The sequence below is a fragment of the Streptomyces tendae genome (assembly GCF_014650435.1).
GTDB classification, from domain to species: domain Bacteria; phylum Actinomycetota; class Actinomycetes; order Streptomycetales; family Streptomycetaceae; genus Streptomyces; species Streptomyces tendae.
The window spans coordinates 252,214-269,658 of sequence record NZ_BMUY01000009.1 but is presented as its reverse complement, the minus strand read 5'-3'; the positions used below and the strand labels follow the sequence as shown (position 1 = coordinate 269,658).

General features: G+C 72.1%; 19 protein-coding genes and 6 tRNA genes. 9 read left to right on the top strand and 16 right to left on the bottom strand.

Features of this window, described 5'->3' with window-relative positions; translation table 11 throughout:
* Positions 1-55: 55 nt before the first annotated feature.
* The 6 genes from IE258_RS24520 to IE258_RS24495 all read right to left on the bottom strand — a co-directional run bounded on the left by IE258_RS24520 (position 56) and on the right by IE258_RS24495 (position 4,854).
* On the bottom strand, positions 56-655 hold the full coding sequence (locus IE258_RS24520; RefSeq protein WP_189746796.1) for a hypothetical protein: 600 nt from the start codon (positions 653-655) through the stop codon (positions 56-58).
* Positions 656-667: 12 nt separating this feature from the next.
* Positions 668-1,579 carry a carbohydrate ABC transporter permease gene (locus IE258_RS24515; protein WP_189746793.1) on the bottom strand — a complete coding sequence of 304 codons (912 nt, stop codon included), beginning with the start codon at positions 1,577-1,579 and terminating at the stop codon, positions 668-670.
* Entirely contained in the window at positions 1,576-2,574 is a 999-nt protein-coding gene (locus tag IE258_RS24510; protein WP_189746791.1) for a carbohydrate ABC transporter permease, read from the bottom strand. Before IE258_RS24510 ends, IE258_RS24515 begins: the two co-directional genes overlap by 4 nt.
* Positions 2,574-3,875 (bottom strand): ABC transporter substrate-binding protein, encoded by a 1,302-nt coding sequence (locus tag IE258_RS24505; protein ID WP_189746789.1) that lies wholly within the window; start codon positions 3,873-3,875, stop codon positions 2,574-2,576. The genes IE258_RS24510 and IE258_RS24505 overlap by 1 nt, the downstream gene beginning before the upstream one ends.
* Positions 3,876-4,229: 354 nt before the next feature.
* A tRNA-Val gene (locus IE258_RS24500) sits at positions 4,230-4,301 on the bottom strand.
* A gap of 100 nt (positions 4,302-4,401) precedes the next feature.
* Positions 4,402-4,854, bottom strand: coding sequence for a TIGR02611 family protein (locus IE258_RS24495; RefSeq protein ID WP_189746787.1), 453 nt, complete (start codon positions 4,852-4,854; stop codon positions 4,402-4,404).
* A gap of 191 nt (positions 4,855-5,045) precedes the next feature.
* On the opposite strand from IE258_RS24495, the gene IE258_RS24490 reads away from it, so the two are divergent.
* Both IE258_RS24490 and IE258_RS24485 read left to right on the top strand, forming a co-directional pair.
* Positions 5,046-5,459, top strand: a complete 414-nt coding sequence (locus IE258_RS24490) for an SsgA family sporulation/cell division regulator (protein ID WP_004002642.1) — start codon at positions 5,046-5,048, stop codon at positions 5,457-5,459.
* Positions 5,460-5,750: 291 nt separating this feature from the next.
* Positions 5,751-6,311, top strand: a complete 561-nt coding sequence (locus IE258_RS24485) for a CGNR zinc finger domain-containing protein (protein ID WP_189746785.1) — start codon at positions 5,751-5,753, stop codon at positions 6,309-6,311.
* 94 nt (positions 6,312-6,405) lie between these two features.
* On the opposite strand, the gene IE258_RS24480 is transcribed toward IE258_RS24485, so the two are convergent.
* Together IE258_RS24480 and IE258_RS24475 are read right to left on the bottom strand one after the other, a co-directional pair.
* Positions 6,406-6,585: a hypothetical protein gene (locus IE258_RS24480; RefSeq protein ID WP_087810311.1), complete on the bottom strand. Its 180-nt coding sequence runs from the start codon at positions 6,583-6,585 to the stop codon at positions 6,406-6,408.
* A 163-nt stretch (positions 6,586-6,748) separates the two neighbouring features.
* Entirely contained in the window at positions 6,749-7,201 is a 453-nt protein-coding gene (locus tag IE258_RS24475; protein WP_189746783.1) for a hypothetical protein, read from the bottom strand.
* Positions 7,202-7,412: 211 nt separating this feature from the next.
* On the opposite strand from IE258_RS24475, the gene IE258_RS24470 reads away from it, so the two are divergent.
* Positions 7,413-7,937, top strand: a complete 525-nt coding sequence (locus IE258_RS24470; RefSeq protein ID WP_189746781.1) for a DsbA family protein — start codon at positions 7,413-7,415, stop codon at positions 7,935-7,937.
* Between the two features lie 25 nt (positions 7,938-7,962).
* Here the strand turns inward: IE258_RS24470 and IE258_RS24465 are convergent, their stop codons facing one another.
* From IE258_RS24465 to IE258_RS24455, 3 genes are read right to left on the bottom strand one after another with little or no spacing between them, the layout of a single operon-like run.
* Entirely contained in the window at positions 7,963-8,787 is an 825-nt protein-coding gene (locus IE258_RS24465) for a GNAT family N-acetyltransferase (protein WP_189746779.1), read from the bottom strand.
* 51 nt (positions 8,788-8,838) lie between these two features.
* Positions 8,839-9,660, bottom strand: a complete 822-nt coding sequence (locus IE258_RS24460; RefSeq protein WP_189746777.1) for an aminotransferase class IV — start codon at positions 9,658-9,660, stop codon at positions 8,839-8,841.
* Positions 9,657-10,718 (bottom strand): chorismate-binding protein, encoded by a 1,062-nt coding sequence (locus IE258_RS24455; protein WP_189746775.1) that lies wholly within the window; start codon positions 10,716-10,718, stop codon positions 9,657-9,659. The genes IE258_RS24460 and IE258_RS24455 overlap by 4 nt, the downstream gene beginning before the upstream one ends.
* Before the next feature lie 177 nt (positions 10,719-10,895).
* On the opposite strand from IE258_RS24455, the gene IE258_RS24450 reads away from it, so the two are divergent.
* The 5 genes from IE258_RS24450 to IE258_RS24430 all read left to right on the top strand — a co-directional run bounded on the left by IE258_RS24450 (position 10,896) and on the right by IE258_RS24430 (position 11,355).
* Positions 10,896-10,968 (top strand) — tRNA-Gly (locus IE258_RS24450).
* A gap of 38 nt (positions 10,969-11,006) precedes the next feature.
* A tRNA-Cys gene (locus IE258_RS24445) sits at positions 11,007-11,080 on the top strand.
* Between the two features lies 1 nt (position 11,081).
* Positions 11,082-11,153: transfer RNA gene (locus tag IE258_RS24440), tRNA-Val, on the top strand.
* Between the two features lie 36 nt (positions 11,154-11,189).
* Positions 11,190-11,261: transfer RNA gene (locus IE258_RS24435), tRNA-Val, on the top strand.
* 22 nt (positions 11,262-11,283) lie between these two features.
* Positions 11,284-11,355 (top strand) — tRNA-Val (locus IE258_RS24430).
* A gap of 52 nt (positions 11,356-11,407) precedes the next feature.
* On the opposite strand, the gene IE258_RS24425 is transcribed toward IE258_RS24430, so the two are convergent.
* The 3 genes from IE258_RS24425 to IE258_RS24415 all read right to left on the bottom strand — a co-directional run bounded on the left by IE258_RS24425 (position 11,408) and on the right by IE258_RS24415 (position 13,103).
* Positions 11,408-11,695, bottom strand: coding sequence for a TFIIB-type zinc ribbon-containing protein (locus IE258_RS24425; RefSeq protein WP_087810305.1), 288 nt, complete (start codon positions 11,693-11,695; stop codon positions 11,408-11,410).
* Positions 11,696-11,796: 101 nt separating this feature from the next.
* Entirely contained in the window at positions 11,797-12,732 is a 936-nt protein-coding gene (locus IE258_RS24420; RefSeq protein ID WP_189746773.1) for a phosphotransferase, read from the bottom strand.
* Between the two features lie 188 nt (positions 12,733-12,920).
* A complete protein-coding gene (locus tag IE258_RS24415; protein ID WP_052837821.1) occupies positions 12,921-13,103 on the bottom strand; it encodes a hypothetical protein in 183 nt (60 codons plus the stop codon).
* A gap of 589 nt (positions 13,104-13,692) precedes the next feature.
* Here IE258_RS24415 and IE258_RS24410 point away from each other — a divergent pair.
* Positions 13,693-15,144, top strand: coding sequence for a serine/threonine-protein kinase (locus IE258_RS24410; protein WP_189747019.1), 1,452 nt, complete (start codon positions 13,693-13,695; stop codon positions 15,142-15,144).
* 65 nt (positions 15,145-15,209) lie between these two features.
* Here the strand turns inward: IE258_RS24410 and IE258_RS24405 are convergent, their stop codons facing one another.
* Positions 15,210-16,028 carry a TrmH family RNA methyltransferase gene (locus IE258_RS24405; protein WP_189746771.1) on the bottom strand — a complete coding sequence of 273 codons (819 nt, stop codon included), beginning with the start codon at positions 16,026-16,028 and terminating at the stop codon, positions 15,210-15,212.
* 1 nt (position 16,029) lies between these two features.
* Entirely contained in the window at positions 16,030-17,262 is a 1,233-nt protein-coding gene (gene cobA / locus IE258_RS24400) for a uroporphyrinogen-III C-methyltransferase (protein ID WP_189746769.1), read from the bottom strand.
* Positions 17,263-17,445 lie beyond the last annotated feature (183 nt).

Genomic DNA, 17,445 nt, shown 5'->3' with positions numbered 1-17,445 from the left:
AGCACCGACCTCGGGTACGGGGGGGCGGCCGCTCCGGCACGGGGCCGCCCCGGGATCAACGGCGCCGGTGGCGCTCCTCCACCGCGACGGCCGCCGCGGCGACGGCGCCCAGGACGGCGACGGCCAGCGGCGCGCTGAACCAGGCGGAGCAGACCACGACGGCCAGTCCGCCGACGAGGAGGAAGGAACCTGCGGGGTCGAGCACGGTGCGACGGCCCGCTCCCGCGAGCAGCGTCCGCCAGGAGGCGCCGGGGTGCCAGGCCGCCGCCGCGCGCAGTCCCGCGACGGCCGCGCCGATGAGGGCGAGGACGCCGACGGCGCCGACCAGCGGGCCGCCGGGCAGGCCGTCCCGTACGGCCCGCACGTCCACCCACACCACCGCCAGGGCGGCCCAGCCGGCGACGCCGACGAGCCACCCGCGGCGCACCGCCGCCCGGAAGTCGGCGACGAACTCCCGCCAGCCGCCGCGCTCGTGGGCCAGCCGGCGCCCGAGGTGCCGCGTTCCGGCCGCGAAGGCGGCGGGGTAGGTGACCAGCCCCAGCGCCGCCACCGCGATCCACACGCCGGTCAGCAGGCACTCGGCGAACAGGGCGAAGCCCTGGGCGAACCGGGACTCCCCCGGCCCCGGGCGGGCCTTGGCACGCGCTTCGGTCATCGCAGTCCCACCTCAGCCCTTCAGGCCGGACGTCGCCATGCCGTCGATCAGATAGCGCTGGAAGGCCAGGAAGAAGGCGAGGACGGGCAGCAGGGCGACCAGCGACATGGCGATCATGCCGCCGTAGTTCGCCAGGCCCTCCTGGTCCACGAACATCTTCAGGCCGAGGGAGATCGTGTACTTGCCGGGCTCGTTGAGGTAGATCAGCGGGCCCATGAAGTCGTTCCAGGAGTTGATGAAGGTGAAGATCGCGCTGGTGATCAGCGCCGGTCGGCACAGCGGCAGCACGATCGACCAGTAGATGCGGAAGTGCCCGCAGCCGTCGAGCCGGGCGGCCTCGTCCAGCTCCCTGGGCAGATTGCGCATGAACTGCACCATCAGGAAGACGAAGAACGCCTCGGTGGCCAGATACTTGCCCAGCAGGAGCGGGGTGTACGTGTTGATCATGTCCAGGTTGCGGAAGAGCACGTACTGCGGGATCAGCAGGACGTGGTACGGCAGCAGCAGCGTGCCGATCATCAGCGTGAACAGCAGGTTGCGGCCGGCGAACCTGATCTTCGCGAAGGCGTACGCCGTCAGCGAGCAGGACACCACGATGCCGATCACCGAACCGACGGCGAGGAAGAGCGAGTTGAGGAAGAACGTGGAGATCGAGATGTCCGCGATGCCGTCGGCGAGGCTCGTGTAGTTGTCCGTGATCGGATCGCCCGGGAAGAGGTCCAGGCTGCCGACGATGTCGCCGCTCTCCTTGAACGAGCCGCCGATCACCCAGAGCACCGGGTAGAGGATGACGGCGAGGAGCGCCAGCGACCCGAGGTGCCAGGCGAGTGATCCGGGCAGTCGGCGCCGGAGCGCGGCCGCCTTGGTGGACGGGGGCGGTGGGGCTTCGGTGGCCGGAGTGACATCGGTGGCCTGCGCGCTCATCGGCCGCCCTCCTCGTAGTGCACCCAGCGCTTCTGGGACCAGAACAGCACCGCGGTGACCAGGGCGACCGCGACCAGCAGCATCCACGCCATGGCGGAGGCCAGGCCCATGCGGCTGTTCTCGAAGCCCTGGACGTACAGGTAGCAGGTGTAGACCATCGTGCCGTCCGCCGGGCCGCAGGCGTTGCCTCCGGCGCCGCCGCCCACGATGTAGGCCGAGCTGAAGATCTGGAAGGAGTGGATGGTCTCCAGCAGGACGTTGAAGAAGAGGACCGGGGAGATCATCGGCAGGGTGATGTTCCAGAACTGCCGGAGCTTCCCCGCGCCGTCCACGTCGGCCGCCTCGTACAGCTCGCGCGGCACCTGTTTCAGACCGGCCAGGAAGATGACCATCGGGGCGCCGAACTGCCAGACGGTGAGCGCCACCAGGCTGTAGATGATCAGTTCCGGGTCTCCGGTCCAGCCGCCGGCGTCGATCCCGAAGAGCTGCTGCGTACGGTCGACGACCGCGTCGTCCGAGAAGATCGCCTTCCACACGATGGCGATGGACACGCTCGCGCCGATCAGTGAGGGGGCGTAGAACGCGGCCCGGTAGAAGGCCTGCCCGCGCCGCTTCTGGGCCAGCAGCAGCGCGACGCCGAGCGCCGCGATCAGCTTGATCGGCGTGCCGACCACGACGTACCAGAGGGTGATCCTGACCGAGTGGCGCCAGCGCGGGTCGCCGAACATCTCGGAGAAGTTGTCCAGGCCGATCCACCGGGGTGCGTCGAACAGGTTGTAGTCGGTGAACGCGAAGTAGAGCGAGGCGACCATCGGGCCCGCCGTCAGCAGCAGGAACCCGGCGATCCAGGGGGACATGAAGAGGTATCCGGCCAGGTTCTCCCGGCGCCTGCGCTGCTTCGGTCCGGCGGGGCGCGGGGCCTTCGCCGGACCGTGCCGCGGCTCCGGGTCCGCCCGGCCGTCCAGCGCGGGGGCGTGTGTCACGGCGCTTCCCATCAGCCGGCAAGAGCCGTCTTCGACTCGGTGAAGAACTGCTCGACGGCCGCTTCGACGGACCGCGAGCCGAGCGCCATCTCCTCGGCGATGCGCAGGAACGCGGCCTCGCAGATGTCGGCCCCGTTCGGGTGCGGGGTGATCTGCTCCAGGACGCCGGCCTCGACGAGCGACTCCTCGTAGGCGGCGATGGCCTTGTTGACCGGGTCGGTCGGCCGGTAGGCGTCGTACTGGGCCTGCGTGGTGGGCACGCCCCGGTCGTAGCCCATGATCTTGGCGACCTCGGGGTCGTGGACCATGAAGTCGATGAACTGGGCGACCTCCTTGGGGTGCTCGGTGCGCTTGTAGGCGCTGAGCATCAGGGAGCCGAGGTACTGGCCGGTCCGCTTGCCGTCCGTGGTGGGGATCGGCGCGAGTCCGTACTCGCTCTTGCCCTCGGAGGTGTAGCGGACGGTGAAGTTGTCCCAGGTGAACTCGCTGCCGGCGAGTTCCGCGGAGAGGGCCGACTTGGGCTTGATCTGGGCGACCTTCTTGGGGTCGGCGTACAGGCCGGACTTCACGCCCTTCTCCGCCTTGGTCCACCAGGCGGTCAGGTCCGCCTCGGTGAAGCCGAGTCCGTCCTCGGTGAAGAACGCCTTGCCGTTCTGACGCAGGTACAGGTCGTAGAGGTACATGACGCCGTACATGCCGCTGTCCCCGGCCCGGCCGGTCTTGTCGCGGACCTTCGTCATCGCCGCGTCGAAGTCGTCCCACGTCCAGCCCTGTTCGGGCTTGTTCCCGGCCCGGGTGTAGACGGGCTTGTCGATGACCAGGGCCATCGAGTTGGAACCGACGGGCACACCGAGGAGTTTGCCGTCGATCTCGCCGAACTTCTCCAGCCCCGCGCGGAATCCGTCCATGGAGAGGTTTCCCGCCTCGACCTGTCCGCTCAGATCCAGCAGGACATTCTTGGCGTCGTATTTGCGGAGAAATCCGATGGCATTCTGGAAGACATCCGGTGGATTGCCGCCGGACGCCTGGGTGTTGAACTTCTTCCAGAAGTCCGTATACGGCTGGAAGTCGGTCTTGACCTTGATCTTCGGATACTTCTTCTCGAAGAGCGCGACGGTCTTGTTGATGCGTTCCGCCCGATCCTCGGCACCCCACCAGGAGTAACGGATCGTCACCGTTCCGTCCCCCGAGCCGGTGCCGCCGCCGCAGGCGGTGGCCGTGGCACCCAGCCCCGCGACGGCCAGCGAGGCCCCCGCCGCCTTGAGGATCGTGCGCCTCCCGGCCTGCCGCTCCGCATTCCCGCCCTGCTGCATAAGAGCCTCCCCGCGACGTCGAGTCCGCCACATGAATCGTTTCAAGTAAGCGCTTGCTGGCACAAGGTACGAAGGGCCCAGGGGCGCGTCAATGATTCGGACAGGAATTCATGGGAGCGGCCGCGACCGCCCCCGGGACACCTCTCCCGGACGCACCGTTGCGCGACTGCGAGAATCCACAGGTCGGCGCGGCGCGATCGACCGGCCGAACGCCGGCGACGTCGCGGAGCACCCCGGCGGTGAAGGTCACGGTTGAGTGAAGGCGAGCGGAAGCGGAATGCCCGGACGCCGGGACGGACCGCACACGAAGGCGGCCCGGCTCACGATCGTGAGCCGGGCCGCCTGATGATCCGGTGGGCGATACTGGGTTCGAACCAGTGACCTCTTCGGTGTGAACGAAGCGCTCTCCCACTGAGCTAATCGCCCGGACGCAGGAAGAACATTACCCCATGTCACAGGCGCCGGTGACCAACGGGGGCCGCGACGGCGCAACCCCTCGGGCGGTCGGGCGCACCCCCGCGGGCGCTCACTGGTCCTTGATCTTCCAGGGCATCTCGAGGCCGAACTTCCACAGGTAGATCCCGGCCAGCACGGCGATGATCACCACGCCGATCGAGGTCAGGATGATGTTCCGGCGCCGCACCTTCGGGTCGAGGGCACGCTGCGCCGCCTCGGTGACCTTGCGCTTGGTCCAGCGCAGCACCAGCTGGGCCCAGACGAACTCGGTCGCCCAGATCGCCATGCCGCCGAAGATCACCACCCAGCCCGGTCCGGGCAGCGGCAGCATGATGATGCCGGCCACCACGACCGCGAGGCCGACGATGAAGACGCCGACCTGCCAGCTCAGGTGCAGCGCACGGCGCGCCCTGATGAATTCCGGCGCCCGCGAACCGAGCGCGCGCTCGGCCGTGACCTCGTCCGTCCCCGTACGGTCTGCCGCCACGGCCGCCTCGCCGGGCTTGTTACTCCCCGTGTTCATACGGCCAAACACTACCGGAGCGAAACCTGTCACCGGAATGGGCGTACGACCCGAACGATCTCTCGGCCGGAAGAGTTACGTAAACACACGCAAAACACTCAGAGGGGTTTACAACGGCACCGTAGGTGGCATGTCGATTTCGCCGACGTGCGAATCCCCGAGCGCACACTGAGCGAAAGGCCCTGGCGCTTATGAACACCACGGTCAGCTGCGAGCTGCACCTGCGCCTCGTTGTGTCGAGCGAGTCCTCCCTGCCTGTCCCCGCAGGCCTGCGGTACGACACGGCCGACCCCTACGCCGTGCACGCCACCTTCCACACCGGAGCCGAGGAGACCGTCGAGTGGGTGTTCGCCCGCGACCTCCTCGCCGAAGGTCTCCACCGCCCCACAGGCACCGGCGACGTCCGTGTCTGGCCGTCCCGCAGTCACGGCCAGGGCGTCGTGTGCATCGCTCTCAGCTCCCCGGAGGGCGAAGCGCTGCTCGAGGCCCCGGCGCGGGCCCTGGAGTCCTTCCTGAAGCGCACAGACGCCGCCGTGCCCCCCGGTACGGAACACCGGCACTTCGACCTCGATCAGGAGCTCTCGCACATCCTGGCGGAAAGCTAGGGCGGGGCCCCGCGTGAAGCCGCCCGTCGCCGTCGACTCGGGGTGACGGCACGGGCCCGGACAACCGCATACGGCACACGACGGCGTCGTCGCCGCGGATCTCCGCGGGGGCGGCGCCGCTGCGTGTGCGGCGCCGGGGAACCAAGGCGGGCCGGTCGCCGTTGAAAGGGGCAGTCTTCGGGGCAATCGACGACCGGGACCGGATCTCGGCCGGTTCGCCCGCCGCGCCAGCCACTACCATCGGCCAGCATCGGCGGGCGCCCGCCCGACCCCCAGGCCAGGGAGCGAAACGTGCTGATCACCCACGACACCCGGTGCGCGCTCGACACCGTGGTGGATCTGGTGAACACCGTGCCGGAGGACGAATCGGCTCCGGACGGGCTGTCGGACGTCGCGGCCCTCCAGCAATTCGTGGGAACGCACGAAATCAGCGACGTCGGCGTGCTCACGGACCTCGACCTCTCGGCGGTGCGGGGCATCCGCGGACGGTTCGCGGCGGTCTTCGCCGCTCCCGACGCCCGGACCGCCGCGGGACTGATCAACGACCTGGTCGCGGCCGCCGGCACCACGCCCCGGCTCACCGACCACGACGGGTACGACTGGCACATCCACTACTTCGCGCCCGGCGCGTCCGTCGCAGACCACCTCACCGCGGACTGCGGGATGGCGCTGGCGTTCTTCGTGGTGGCCGGGGAGCAGGAGCGGCTGCGGCGGTGCGAGGCCCCCGACTGCCGGCGCGCCTTCGTCGACCTCTCCCGGAACCGCTCGCGGCGGTACTGCGACAGCCGCACCTGCGGAAACCGCCTGCACGTGGCCGCCTACCGGGCCCGGCGCAAGGAGGCGGCGGGCTGAGTCCTGTCCCCCTGGGCGGGACCTGATCCGCCGGACAGGCCCCGGGACGGCGACGCGGCCCCCGGCGGGTGGCGCCGGGGAGCGCGGGTACGGCTCACAGCAACAGCAGATCGTGCAACGAAGCCATGAGCAGCAGACACCCGATCACCGCAAGGAAGATCATGAGCGGTGGCTGGGATAGGGCGAAGAGGCAGCCGCGTGGTTCGTCTGGCACCCGCGCGGTTTCGCTCTGTCTCGTGTCCAGCTGGGAATCCAGCTGAGTGGTGTCCGGCATCTCGCCGCGATGATGACGCAGCGGACGGGGTCCACGCGATCAACACGCCCGTTACGACCAGCTGTTGGTTGAATGTCGCAATGTCCGGTCGGATCGTGATCATTCCGGAGCGGGCGCTGTCGGCCTCGGACCGCTGTGTCGTTTCAGCCCCGGGCCCCGGCCGTCATATGCCGTGTTTCTTGAGGATGGCCTCGATGTCGCTGAAGTCGTCGTCACCGCCCCGGGACGCCTTCGCCGGCTTGGCGGCGGGCGCGGCGGCCGGACGGGAGCCGGTCCCCAGGGAGGGTGCCGAGGCGCCCGGAGCCACCGCGTCGCGCTGTGCCGCGGCCCGTGCCTCCTTGCGCTCCTTGCGGGTGCCGCCGCGGCGGCGCTCCACCGCGCGTGTGGTCATGAAGAGCACCCAGGCCACGCCGAGCACTCCGAATCCGGCCCAGGCCACCGGACTGAAGGCCGTGTCGGCGAGCCACTCGACGACTCCGGTCATCACCAGGCCGATCGGGACCAGTGAGTAGGCGGCGATACGGGCAGCGGTGAGGAAGCGCTTGCGGTACGCGGTGACCGCCGCGATGCCCAGGCCCGCCGCGGACACCGCGGAGCAGACGGTCTCGGCAATCATCCGGTCCTCCAGGGCTGGGCTCGGTCGGGCATGAAGTACTCGGTCGGGCATGAAGTACTTCGTCCCTTCCATCCTGCACCGTCCCCCCGCCGCGGGGCCATGCCGGAGGCCCGAGATCAGGGAGATCTAGGGGTCGGCTCCTCCGCAGGTGCCGGTGGGGGCGGTACGAGGCCGGTTGGGGCGGCACACCTCGGGCTGGGAGGATGGGGGCATGAGCGACTCCTCCCCCGCCCGTCCCGCCGCACCCGTCCTCGACGTCTGGTGCGAGCTCCAGTGCCCGGACTGCCACACCGCCCTGGACGACCTCCGCGCCCTGCGCGCCCGCTACGGCGACCGCCTGGACGTACGGCTGCGGCACTTCCCGCTGGAGAAGCACAAGCACGCCTTCGCCGCCGCGCAGGCCGCCGAGGAGGCGTTCGACCAGGGCCGGGGCTGGGAGTACGCCGAGGCCGTCCTGGACCGGGTTCCCGAGCTGGACCGCAAGGGGGAGCCCGTCCTGGTCGAGGTGGCCCGGGAACTGGGCCTGGACGCGGAGGAGTTCGACACGGCGCTCGTCGACGGCCGGCACATCCTGATCGTCGACGCCGACCAGGCCGAGGGCAAGGCGATCGGCGTGACCGGCACCCCCACGTATGTGATCGGCGGCGAGTGCCTGGACGGCGGCAAGAGCCAGGAAGGGCTGCGCGAGCGCATCGAGGAGATCGCGGACCGGCTGCTCGCCGAGCAGCGGGGCTGAACGGCCGCTCCCGGCGGCCCGTCGTCTACAGGAGCGGCTTGGAGTAGCTGTACCGCGTGGTCCGGTAACCGAGCGACTCGTAGAGCCGCTCGGCCGCGGTGTTCCCCGCGAAGACGTTGAGGCCGATCAGCGGGCGGCCGGCGGTGATCGCCTGCGCCTCGGCCAGCAGCATGAGGGTGCGGCCGTGGCCCCGGCCGCGGTGGGGCGCGTCGGCCTCGACGTCGAAGACGAACGCCCGGTCCTCCCGCAGCGCCAGCCACAGGATCCCGACCCGCTCGCCCTCGTGTTCCAGCACGCTGAACAGCATGTGCTCGGTGTCCAGGCCCCGCGGGAGCAGCACTTCGTGATCGCGGCGGGCCTTGGCGTACGCGTCGGCCTCGGGCACGCCCCGCTCCATCCAGGTGCGGGCGTACCGCTCCGACTCGTACGCCTGCCAGGCGGCGAAGTCCTCCGGGGTCATGGGCCGTGCGCCGCTGCCCGCGGGCAGGGCGGGCGGGGTGGTGCCGAGCGGCTTGGTCATGGTGCGGTTGCGCAGGACGTAGCCGAGTGCCTGGGCGAGCCCGGTGCCCGCCTCGGCGTCGCCGTCGACGCCCGCCTCGATCTGCCGGCAGCCCCAGGCACGCGCCACCTCCTCCGCGGCGAGCGCGGCGACCGTGCCCCGGCCGCGCCGGCGGTCCGGCTCGTCGACGCGCAGCTTGTGGATCACGGCCACCGAGTCGCCGAGGGAGGACGAGGTACCGAGGTGCAGCACACCGACGGGGCGGCTGTTCACACACACCTGGAAGTGGCGTGAGCGGGTCCCGTCGGCTGCGCGCTGGAGCGGCTCGGTCGGCCGCAGGGTCGTGGTCATCACGGCAGTTCTACCCACCGCGGGCGACAACGGCAGCCGAATATCGGAGGGTCACGGGTCCAGGTCGTCCCCGGACCGCTCCTCGAAGACGCGCATCGCCTTGGCGGTCACCGGCCCCGGGGCGCCCGGCAGTTCGCGGTCGTCGACGCGGTGTACGGCCTGGACGTCCCGCAGGGTCGAGGTCAGGAACACCTCGTCGGCGCGTTCCAGGACGTCCAGCGGGAGGTCGGTCTCACGGGCCCCGGTCCACTCGACGGCCAGGGCCCGGGTGATGCCGGCGAGGCAGCCGGAGGCTACCGGCGGGGTGTGGATCTCGCCGTCGAGGACGACGAAGACGTTGGACCCGGTGCCCTCGCACAGCTGCCCGACCGTGTTGCCGAACAGCGCCTCGGTGGCGCCCCGTTCGCGGGCGCGGGCGAGGGCGACGACGTTCTCGGCGTAGGAGGTGGTCTTCAGGCCGGTGAGCGCGCCGCGCTCGTTGCGGGTCCACGGCACCGTGATCACGGCCGTGGAGTCGGCGCGGCGGGCGGCCTCGCCGAGGGCGACGACGAGGGTCGGGCCGTGCTCGCCGCGGTCGGAGCCGAGGGGCCCGTGTCCGCCGGTGTAGGTGATGCGCAGTCGGCCGAGCGGCACGGGGTTGGCGTCGAGGACGGCGGCACAGGCACGGCGCACCTCGTCGAGGTCCGGGTCGGGCAGGCCGAGGCCGCGGGCCGAGCGGGTCAGCCGGTCCAGGTGCCGGGTCAGTGCGAACGGCCTCCCGTCCACCGCCTTCACGGTCTCGAAGATGCCGTCGCCCACGGTCAGCCCGTGATCGAGGACGGAAACGCGGGCGGATCCGATGTCCTGCAACCCGCCGTCGAGCCAGATCTTCACGTCGCCAGCGCCTCTCCCGTGCCGTTCGCCTCGTACACCCCCGACGCTACCGCGAGCAGCCGGGACGCCTTCAGTTCGGTCTCCCGCCACTCGCCCTCCGGGTCGGAGCCCCAGGTGATGCCGGCGCCGGTGCCGAAGCCGAGCCGCGCGCCACCGTCGGCGGTCCGGTCGATCCAGAAGGTGCGGATGCCGACGGCCAGCTCGCCCGTGCCCCGGTCGGCGTCCACCCAGCCGACGCCCCCGCAGTACGGGCCACGGGGCGCGGTCTCCAGCGCCTCGATGATTCGCAGGGCGCTGGACTTGGGCGCGCCGGTGACGGACCCGGGCGGAAAGGCGGCGTCGAGCAGCTCCGGCCAGCCGGCGTCCGCGGACAGCTCGCCGCGCACCGCGGAGACCAGGTGGACCAGACCCGGGTGCTTCTCGACGGCGCACAGGTCGGGCACCGTGACGGTGCCCGTGGCGCAGACCCGCCCCAGGTCGTTGCGGACCAGGTCCACGATCATGACGTTCTCGGCGTAGTCCTTCTCCAGCAGGTCGGCCTCGGTCCGGCCGGTGCCCTTGATCGGCCCGGACTCGACCGTCCGGCCGCTTCGACGCAGGAACAGCTCGGGCGAGGCGGTGGCGATCTCGACGCCGTGTCCGGGCAGCCGGATCGTTCCGGCGTACGGGGCCGGGTTGCCGCGGGCCAGCAGGGCGGTGAGCGCGTCCACGTCGGCGCCCGGGCCGATCGGCGCCGTCAGCACCCGGCAGAGGTTGGCCTGGTAGACCTCGCCCGCGGCTATGTGCGCGCGGATGCGTCGTACGCCAGCGGTGTACGCACCGCGGTCGAGCGAGGACGTCCAGTCGCCGACGGCGGGGCCCCGCCACGCTCCCGGTGTGGGCGCGGGCACCGGCTCGGTCCTGACGTCCGCGAAGCGTGCGCAGGTCAGACGGCCTTCGAAGTCCGCGCAGGCCGCCCAGAACCCCTCGGAGTCGAGGGCGGCGGGATCGCTCGTGACGTCGAGGAGTCCGGTGGCGAGACGGTCGCCGAAGCGGGCGAGGGGAGGGAGGTCGAGCACGCTGTCGAGTCTAGGCCGGTGGCCCCGAGGTGACCCGAACGTGTCCTTCCGGGGGCCCTGACCTGGTCCGTGACCGGATGCACCGCAGCACGCTGCACAAACGCGTTTTTGTGCTGGCCCCGGAATCCGCTAGAGTTCATCACGTCGCCGGGCCGCGCAAGCGGACCGAACCGACAGGCGGACGTAGCTCAGTTGGTAGAGCGCAACCTTGCCAAGGTTGAGGTCGCGAGTTCGAGCCTCGTCGTCCGCTCGCAGGAACAGGGGGCCTCCCGGGCCTTCTGCACTCCTGGTGGAGTGGCCGAGAGGCGAGGCAACGGCCTGCAAAGCCGTCTACACGGGTTCAAATCCCGTCTCCACCTCCAAGGACGATTAGCTCAGCGGGAGAGCGCTTCCCTGACACGGAAGAGGTCACTGGTTCAATCCCAGTATCGTCCACTGATCCGCTAGGATCACCGATCCGTAAGGATCCCCGCGCGATTAGCTCAGCGGGAGAGCGCTTCCCTGACACGGAAGAGGTCACTGGTTCAATCCCAGTATCGCGCACGCAGTAGACGCACCACTCCAAGGACGATTAGCTCAGCGGGAGAGCGCTTCCCTGACACGGAAGAGGTCACTGGTTCAATCCCAGTATCGTCCACACAGAACGGAGCCCCCGGCCGCCTCGAGCGGCCGGGGGCTTCGTCATGGAATCAGCTGGAGAAGAGCATCCGGCCGAAGCTCTTCTGGCGGTGGTGGCCGTAGTGACCGTGGCCGCCGTGCTGCGGGGCGCCCCAGGCCGGCGCCTGGGCCGCCGGGTACGCCTGCGGGGCGGCGGGCGGGGCCGGCGGAGCGGGCTGGGACCACTGGGCCTCCAGGCGGGTCAGCGACTCCAGCTCGCCGTAGTCGAGGAAGATGCCGCGGCAACCGCTGCACTGCTCGATCTGAACGCCGTTGCGGTTGTAGGTGTGCATCGGTGCGTGGCACTTGGGGCACTGCATGCTCGGCTCAACTCCTCGCCGGTCGGTCCTGCTTCGCGTATCGCCAGGACAGACTCTGTCCCGCCGCGGGTCGGTTGCACCCTACTGCGGGGAACTTCGGCTCAACCCCGTGGGGCGGCGGGCCGGACGGACGCCATGCGCGCGCACGCGTCGACGAGGGAACGCTCCACCTCGTCCAGCGGCCGGTCCTCCAGGACCGCCTTGGAGACGGCCCGGGCGGCGGTCTGCGCGGTGAGGGCGCGGGCCGGGACGTCCAGGGCGGGCCAGGGGTCGCCGGCGGCGGGGACTGCGGGCCCGCCGCCGGCGCGGTAGGCGGTGAGGAAGCGGTGCCATTCCTCGGGCGGGAGCAGCCCGCAGGCGTACCAGGCCGCGGGGCGGGCCAGGTCCCAGGCCGGGGCGCCGGTGCCGAGGTCGTCGACGTCGATCAGCAGCCAGGGGCCGTCGGGGGCGGGGTGGCGTATGAGCTGGCCGAGGTGGAGGTCGCCGTGGCAGAGGGTGGTCGGGTCCGGCATGGCCGCCTCGCCGCGCGCCCAGGCGGGGAGCGCCGCCCAGGCCGCGAGTACGGGTGCGGTGGCGGGGTGGTCGGGGGCGGTGGCCCGGAGTCGGGCGGCGGCCAGGGCCGCCTTCGCCGGGCCGCGCATGGGGGGTACGGGGGCGGGGGCCGGGGTGCGGTGCAGGCGGGCGAGGAGCCTCGCCGCGGCCTCCCACGGTGCGGCGTCCGGATCCTCCGGGTCGACGGGCGTGCCGTAGGGCCAGTAGGTGACGAGCCGGCCGTGCAGGTCGACGGGGGCCGCGGTGAGTGGGGGCAGGAACACGCCGGGGAGCCGGGCGGCCGCCGTGACACGGAGGGACAGCTCGGCCCGGTCGGCGTCCGCGGCGTGGGCCTTGGCCACGGTTCCTGCGTGCCGGACGACGGTGGCGTCGGGGCGGTCGGCGAGGGTGGCCGCGCCGCAGGGACAGGTCGGGGTGCGGGCGTGGGCCGTCTCCCTGACGCGGGCCGTCAGGGCGGGGAGGAGGGTGAGGGCGTCCGTGGTCACGTGGGTGAGGGTACGCAGGTGTGAAAAGTCGCCGTGCTGCCCGCCCGATGCGGCACGGAGGAAAGGCAATGCCGGCGCAGCTCCCCAGCTGCGCCGGCATTTTTGCCGTCCGCCGCACCCCCGTCCCCACGGGGTTTCATGGATGGATGTCCCCGCCCGGACCGCTCTTCCGGGCCTGGGGTCGCCGCTCAGCGCCCCAGCACCACACCCACGGACGACGCTTGTGTGGCCACTGTCTCCCACCCGTCGAAGACGAGGAGGAGCAGGACCGCCAGGGGCAGGGCCATGAGCGTCGCCACCGCGGGGTGGCGACGGCCTTGACGGCGGCTTTGCCGTGTGCGGACCAGCGTCCGCGGAACCGTCTGGGCCATGGTCCCTCTCCTGACCGTTTCGTTGTCTCGTTGCAGCGGCGGGTGTCTGACCTCGGGGGACGAGTGCTGCACCCGCCGCTTGACCTCAAATCTAGGCGTCGGGCGATCGCCGGACGTCATGCCCTCGTACCGAATGCCGGGCCTCCCGGAGGATGAGCCACCACCTGCCGAGTACTCCCCTGGGTGGAGACCGGCTCCCGGGTCTCGGGGTCTTCCCGGACGGGGTGCCCACCGTGTCCCGGTATCTCCGGGCTGTCCGGTGACTTCCCTCACTTCGATCACCTCCCGGCACTCCCGCGCCCCCGTCCCGGGGCCCGCTCCACCTGCCACCAGGCCGTACGCGCCCGCCCTCCGCCCGTCACCGCCGGCCGCCCCCGTCCGGTCGCTCCCCTCCGGCCCAATCCCCCCGTCGCGACGGCCGGTTGGGATCACGGACACGGCGTGGCCGCTTCGTCCGCGCGTTCGCTGACCCCGCCTCAACTCTCGCACCGAGCACTGACAATCCGTCGTCGCGAGAGGGCGCGGCCTCTGCGCGCGGGCGGCCGGGGAAACGTAAGCTGTGGCACGTCACAGGGACCGGGCAGCGGGGATGAACATGGCGATGATGCGCCTGAGGCGCGAGGACCCGCGCGTCGTCGGCTCGTTCAGGCTTCACAGGCGGCTCGGCGCGGGTGGGATGGGCGTGGTCTACCTGGGCTCCGACAAGAAGGGGCAGCGGGTCGCGCTGAAGGTCATCCGGCCGGACCTGGCGGAGGACCAGGAGTTCCGGTCGCGGTTCGCGCGCGAGGTCTCGGCGGCCCGGCGCATCAGGGGCGGCTGCACCGCTCGGCTGGTCGCCGCCGACCTGGAGGCGGACCGCCCCTGGTTCGCCACGCAGTACGTCCCCGGCCCCTCCCTGCACGACAAGGTCGTCGACGGGGGTCCGCTCGGCGCGGCCGACGTCGCGGCCGTGGGCGCCGCGCTGTCCGAGGGCCTGGTCGCCGTGCACGAGGCCGGGGTGGTGCACCGGGACCTGAAGCCGTCCAACATCCTGCTGTCCCCGAAGGGGCCGCGGATCATCGACTTCGGCATCGCCTGGGCCACCGGTGCCTCCACCCTCACGCACGTCGGCACCGCGGTCGGCTCCCCCGGGTTCCTCGCGCCGGAGCAGGTGCGCGGTGCCGCGGTCACGCCGGCCACGGACGTGTTCTCGCTCGGTGCCACGCTGGCGTACGCGTCGATGGGCGACTCGCCCTTCGGGCACGGCAGCTCCGAGGTGATGCTCTACCGCGTGGTGCACGAGGAGGCCCAGCTGCACGGCGTCCCGGACGCGCTCGCCCCGCTGGTGCGGGCGTGCCTGGCCAAGGACCCCGAGGAGCGCCCCAGCACCCTGCAACTGTCGCTGCGGCTCAAGGAGATCGCCGCCCGGGAGGCCCAGGGCATGGCCGACGTACGGCCGCCCGCGCCGCGCAGTGGTGAGGCGGACGTGCCCACGGGGCGGCTCGCCGACACCTACCCGGAGCGTGCCCAGCGGCGTCCGCAGGGCCGGCCGGGTGCGCAGGGCACTCCCCCGCCGCGCGGCACGTCGGGTTCGCGGGGACCCGCGCCCCGGGGTTCCGTCCCGTCGCGGGGCGGAGCGCCCTCCCGGGGCGGGACGCCTTCGCGCGGTGGCGCACCGTCGCGGGGCGGCGGTGCGGGGGCCCGGTCCGGGTCCCGGCCCACTCCGTCCTCCCGCGACACCACCGGCCGGAACTCGTCCCGCAACGACGGCGGCCGGTCCGCACCGCGCAGCGGAGCCGGCCGTACGGGGCCGAGGACGACGGGGACCGGCTGGCGGCGGCCCGCCAATCCGCGACTGCTGCGGCAGCGCCTGTTCGTGTTCGTGGTCGTGACGCTGCTGGTCGCGCTGGGCATCGCCGCCGCACAGGGCTGCCAGGGCCCCTCGCGCGGGCTCGGCGACGACCGAGGCGGCGTGCGCGCGGCGCAGCAGGAGCGGGTGGTGCAGCGGGAGGGGACGGTCCTGCCCGGCGGCCTCGCGGAGCGGCGTACTTCCGGAGTGTGAGGGTGCCCGGCGGTCTCGCGGAGCGGCGTACTTCCGGAGTGTGAGGGCCGAGCCCTGACGGACGTCTACGCCGATGGGCGTCCCGCCGTCACCGCGTAGAAGGCGACCGCGGCCGCCGCGCCCACGTTCAGGGAGTCGACACCGTGGGACATCGGGATGCGGACCCAGGTGTCGGACGCCGCCAGGGCCCGCCGGGACAGGCCGCTGCCCTCGGCGCCCAGCATGAGCGCCACCCGGTCCATGCGGTGCGGGGCGACCGCGTCGAGGGGCTCGGCGCGCTCGTCGGGGGTGAGCGCGAGGAGCGTGAAGCCCGCCTCACCGACCGTGGCGAGACCGGCCGGCCAGGTGTCGAGGCGGGCGTACGGCACGGAGAAGACGGCGCCCATCGAGACCTTGACGCTGCGCCGGTACAGGGGGTCGGCGCAGTCCGGGGAGAGCAGGACCGCGTCCATGCCGAGCGCGGCGGCGGAGCGGAAGATCGCCCCGATGTTGGTGTGGTCGTTGACGGACTCCATGACGACGACCCGGCGGGCGGTGGTCAGGAGGCCGGCCGCGGTCGGGAGCGGCTTGCGCTGCATCGAGGCGAGGGCGCCGCGGTGCACGTGGTAGCCGGTGACCTGTTCGGCGAGCGCCGGGTCGACGACGTACACGGGCGCGGGGGCCTCGTCGATGATGTCGCGCATGGTGTCGACCCACTTGGCGGACAGCAGCATGGAGCGCATCGCGTAGCCCGCCTCGCCGGCCCGCCTGATGACCTTCTCGCCCTCGGCGATGAACAGACCCTCGGCGGGCTCGCGGCGGCGCCGCAGTTCGACGTCGGTCAGGCCGGTGTAGTCGTGCAGGCGCGGGTCGTCGGGGTCGTCGAGGGTGACGAGGTCGGCCACGTCAGACCGTCCCGTGCGGGCCGACGGCGACGACCTCGCCGACGACGATGACGGCGGGCGGCCTGACCTCCTGCGCGACCACCGTGTCGGCGACAGTGGCGAGGGTCGCGTCCACCCGGCGCTGGGCGGCCGTGGTGCCCTCCTGGACGAGGGCGACCGGCGTGTCGGGAGACCTGCCGTGCGCGACGAGGGTGTCGGCGATCCTGCCGATCTTGTCGACGCCCATGAGGATCACGAGTGTGCCGGTGAGCTTGGCCAGGGACGGCCAGTCGACCAGGGAGCGCTCGTCGTCGGGGGCGACGTGCCCGCTGACCACGGTGAACTCGTGGGCGACGCCGCGGTGGGTGACCGGGATGCCGGCCGCGCCGGGGACCGAGATCGAGCTGGAGATGCCGGGGACGACGGTGCACGCGATGCCCGCCTCGGCCAGCGCCTGCGCCTCCTCCATGCCCCGGCCGAAGACGAACGGGTCGCCGCCCTTCAGCCGTACGACCGACTTGCCCTGCTTGGCGTGCTCGATGAGCGCGTTGTTGATGGCCTCCTGGGCCATGAAGCGGCCGTAGGGGATCTTGGCCGCGTCGACGACCTCGACGTGCGGCGGCAGTTCGGCGAGCAGGTCGCGGGGGCCGAGCCGGTCGGCGATGACGACGTCGGCCTCGGCGAGCAGACGGCGGCCGCGGACGGTGATCAGGTCCGGGTCGCCGGGGCCGCCGCCGACCAGGGCGACGCCGGGGGTGCGGGTGCGCCGGTGCGGGGCGACGAGGGTGCCGTCGCGCAGGCCCTCCACCACGGCGTCCCTGATTGCGGCGGTGTGGCGGGGGTCGCGGTGGCGCGCGTCGGTGGTGAGCACGGCGACGGTGACGCCCTCGCTGTGTCCGGTCGCCGGGGTCCAGGCGGTGGCCAGGTCCGCGTCGTCGGAGCGGACGCACCACACGCGGTGCCGCTCGGCCTCGGCGGAGGCGGCGTTGTTGGCCGCGGTGTCGCTGGTGGCGATCAGGGCGTACCAGGCGTCCGCGAGGTCCCCGTCCGTGTACGGGCGCCGCTCCCAGGTGATCTCGCCCGCGTCGGCCATGGCCTCGACGGACGGGGTCGCCTCGGGAGAGACGAGGCGGATGTCGGCGCCGGCCGCGATCAGGGCGGGCAGGCGGCGCTGGGCGACCTGTCCGCCGCCGAGGACGACCACGCGGCGGCCGGCGAGGCGGATGCCTACGGGGTAGGCGGGGTGTTCGGCCATGAGGGGACGGCTCCTCTTGCGGCGGTGGCGCTGACGTGCGGATTTTACGGCGGGGTGCCGGTGGGGGCTCGGGCGGTCCGGTGGGTGGACCGCTGGTCCGGTGGATGGACGCCCGCCGGACGGGGCTACGGGCACGGGGCCGCGGGGCCCGGCACCGTGGTCCCGGGGCCCGGCACCGTGGGT

Coding starts and splice junctions, on each gene's coding strand:
- IE258_RS24515 (WP_189746793.1), bottom strand. CDS start 1,579: ATGAGCGCGCAGGCCACCGATGTCACTCCGGCCACCGAAGCCCCACCG.
- IE258_RS24495 (WP_189746787.1), bottom strand. CDS start 4,854: ATGAACACGGGGAGTAACAAGCCCGGCGAGGCGGCCGTGGCGGCAGAC.
- cobA (WP_189746769.1), bottom strand. CDS start 17,262: ATGGCCGAACACCCCGCCTACCCCGTAGGCATCCGCCTCGCCGGCCGC.
- IE258_RS24520 (WP_189746796.1), bottom strand. CDS start 655: ATGACCGAAGCGCGTGCCAAGGCCCGCCCGGGGCCGGGGGAGTCCCGG.
- IE258_RS24410 (WP_189747019.1), top strand. CDS start 13,693: ATGAACATGGCGATGATGCGCCTGAGGCGCGAGGACCCGCGCGTCGTC.
- IE258_RS24480 (WP_087810311.1), bottom strand. CDS start 6,585: ATGCCGGACACCACTCAGCTGGATTCCCAGCTGGACACGAGACAGAGC.
- IE258_RS24415 (WP_052837821.1), bottom strand. CDS start 13,103: ATGGCCCAGACGGTTCCGCGGACGCTGGTCCGCACACGGCAAAGCCGC.
- IE258_RS24490 (WP_004002642.1), top strand. CDS start 5,046: ATGAACACCACGGTCAGCTGCGAGCTGCACCTGCGCCTCGTTGTGTCG.
- IE258_RS24470 (WP_189746781.1), top strand. CDS start 7,413: ATGAGCGACTCCTCCCCCGCCCGTCCCGCCGCACCCGTCCTCGACGTC.
- IE258_RS24505 (WP_189746789.1), bottom strand. CDS start 3,875: ATGCAGCAGGGCGGGAATGCGGAGCGGCAGGCCGGGAGGCGCACGATC.
- IE258_RS24510 (WP_189746791.1), bottom strand. CDS start 2,574: ATGGGAAGCGCCGTGACACACGCCCCCGCGCTGGACGGCCGGGCGGAC.
- IE258_RS24465 (WP_189746779.1), bottom strand. CDS start 8,787: ATGACCACGACCCTGCGGCCGACCGAGCCGCTCCAGCGCGCAGCCGAC.
- IE258_RS24475 (WP_189746783.1), bottom strand. CDS start 7,201: ATGATTGCCGAGACCGTCTGCTCCGCGGTGTCCGCGGCGGGCCTGGGC.
- IE258_RS24425 (WP_087810305.1), bottom strand. CDS start 11,695: ATGCAGTGCCCCAAGTGCCACGCACCGATGCACACCTACAACCGCAAC.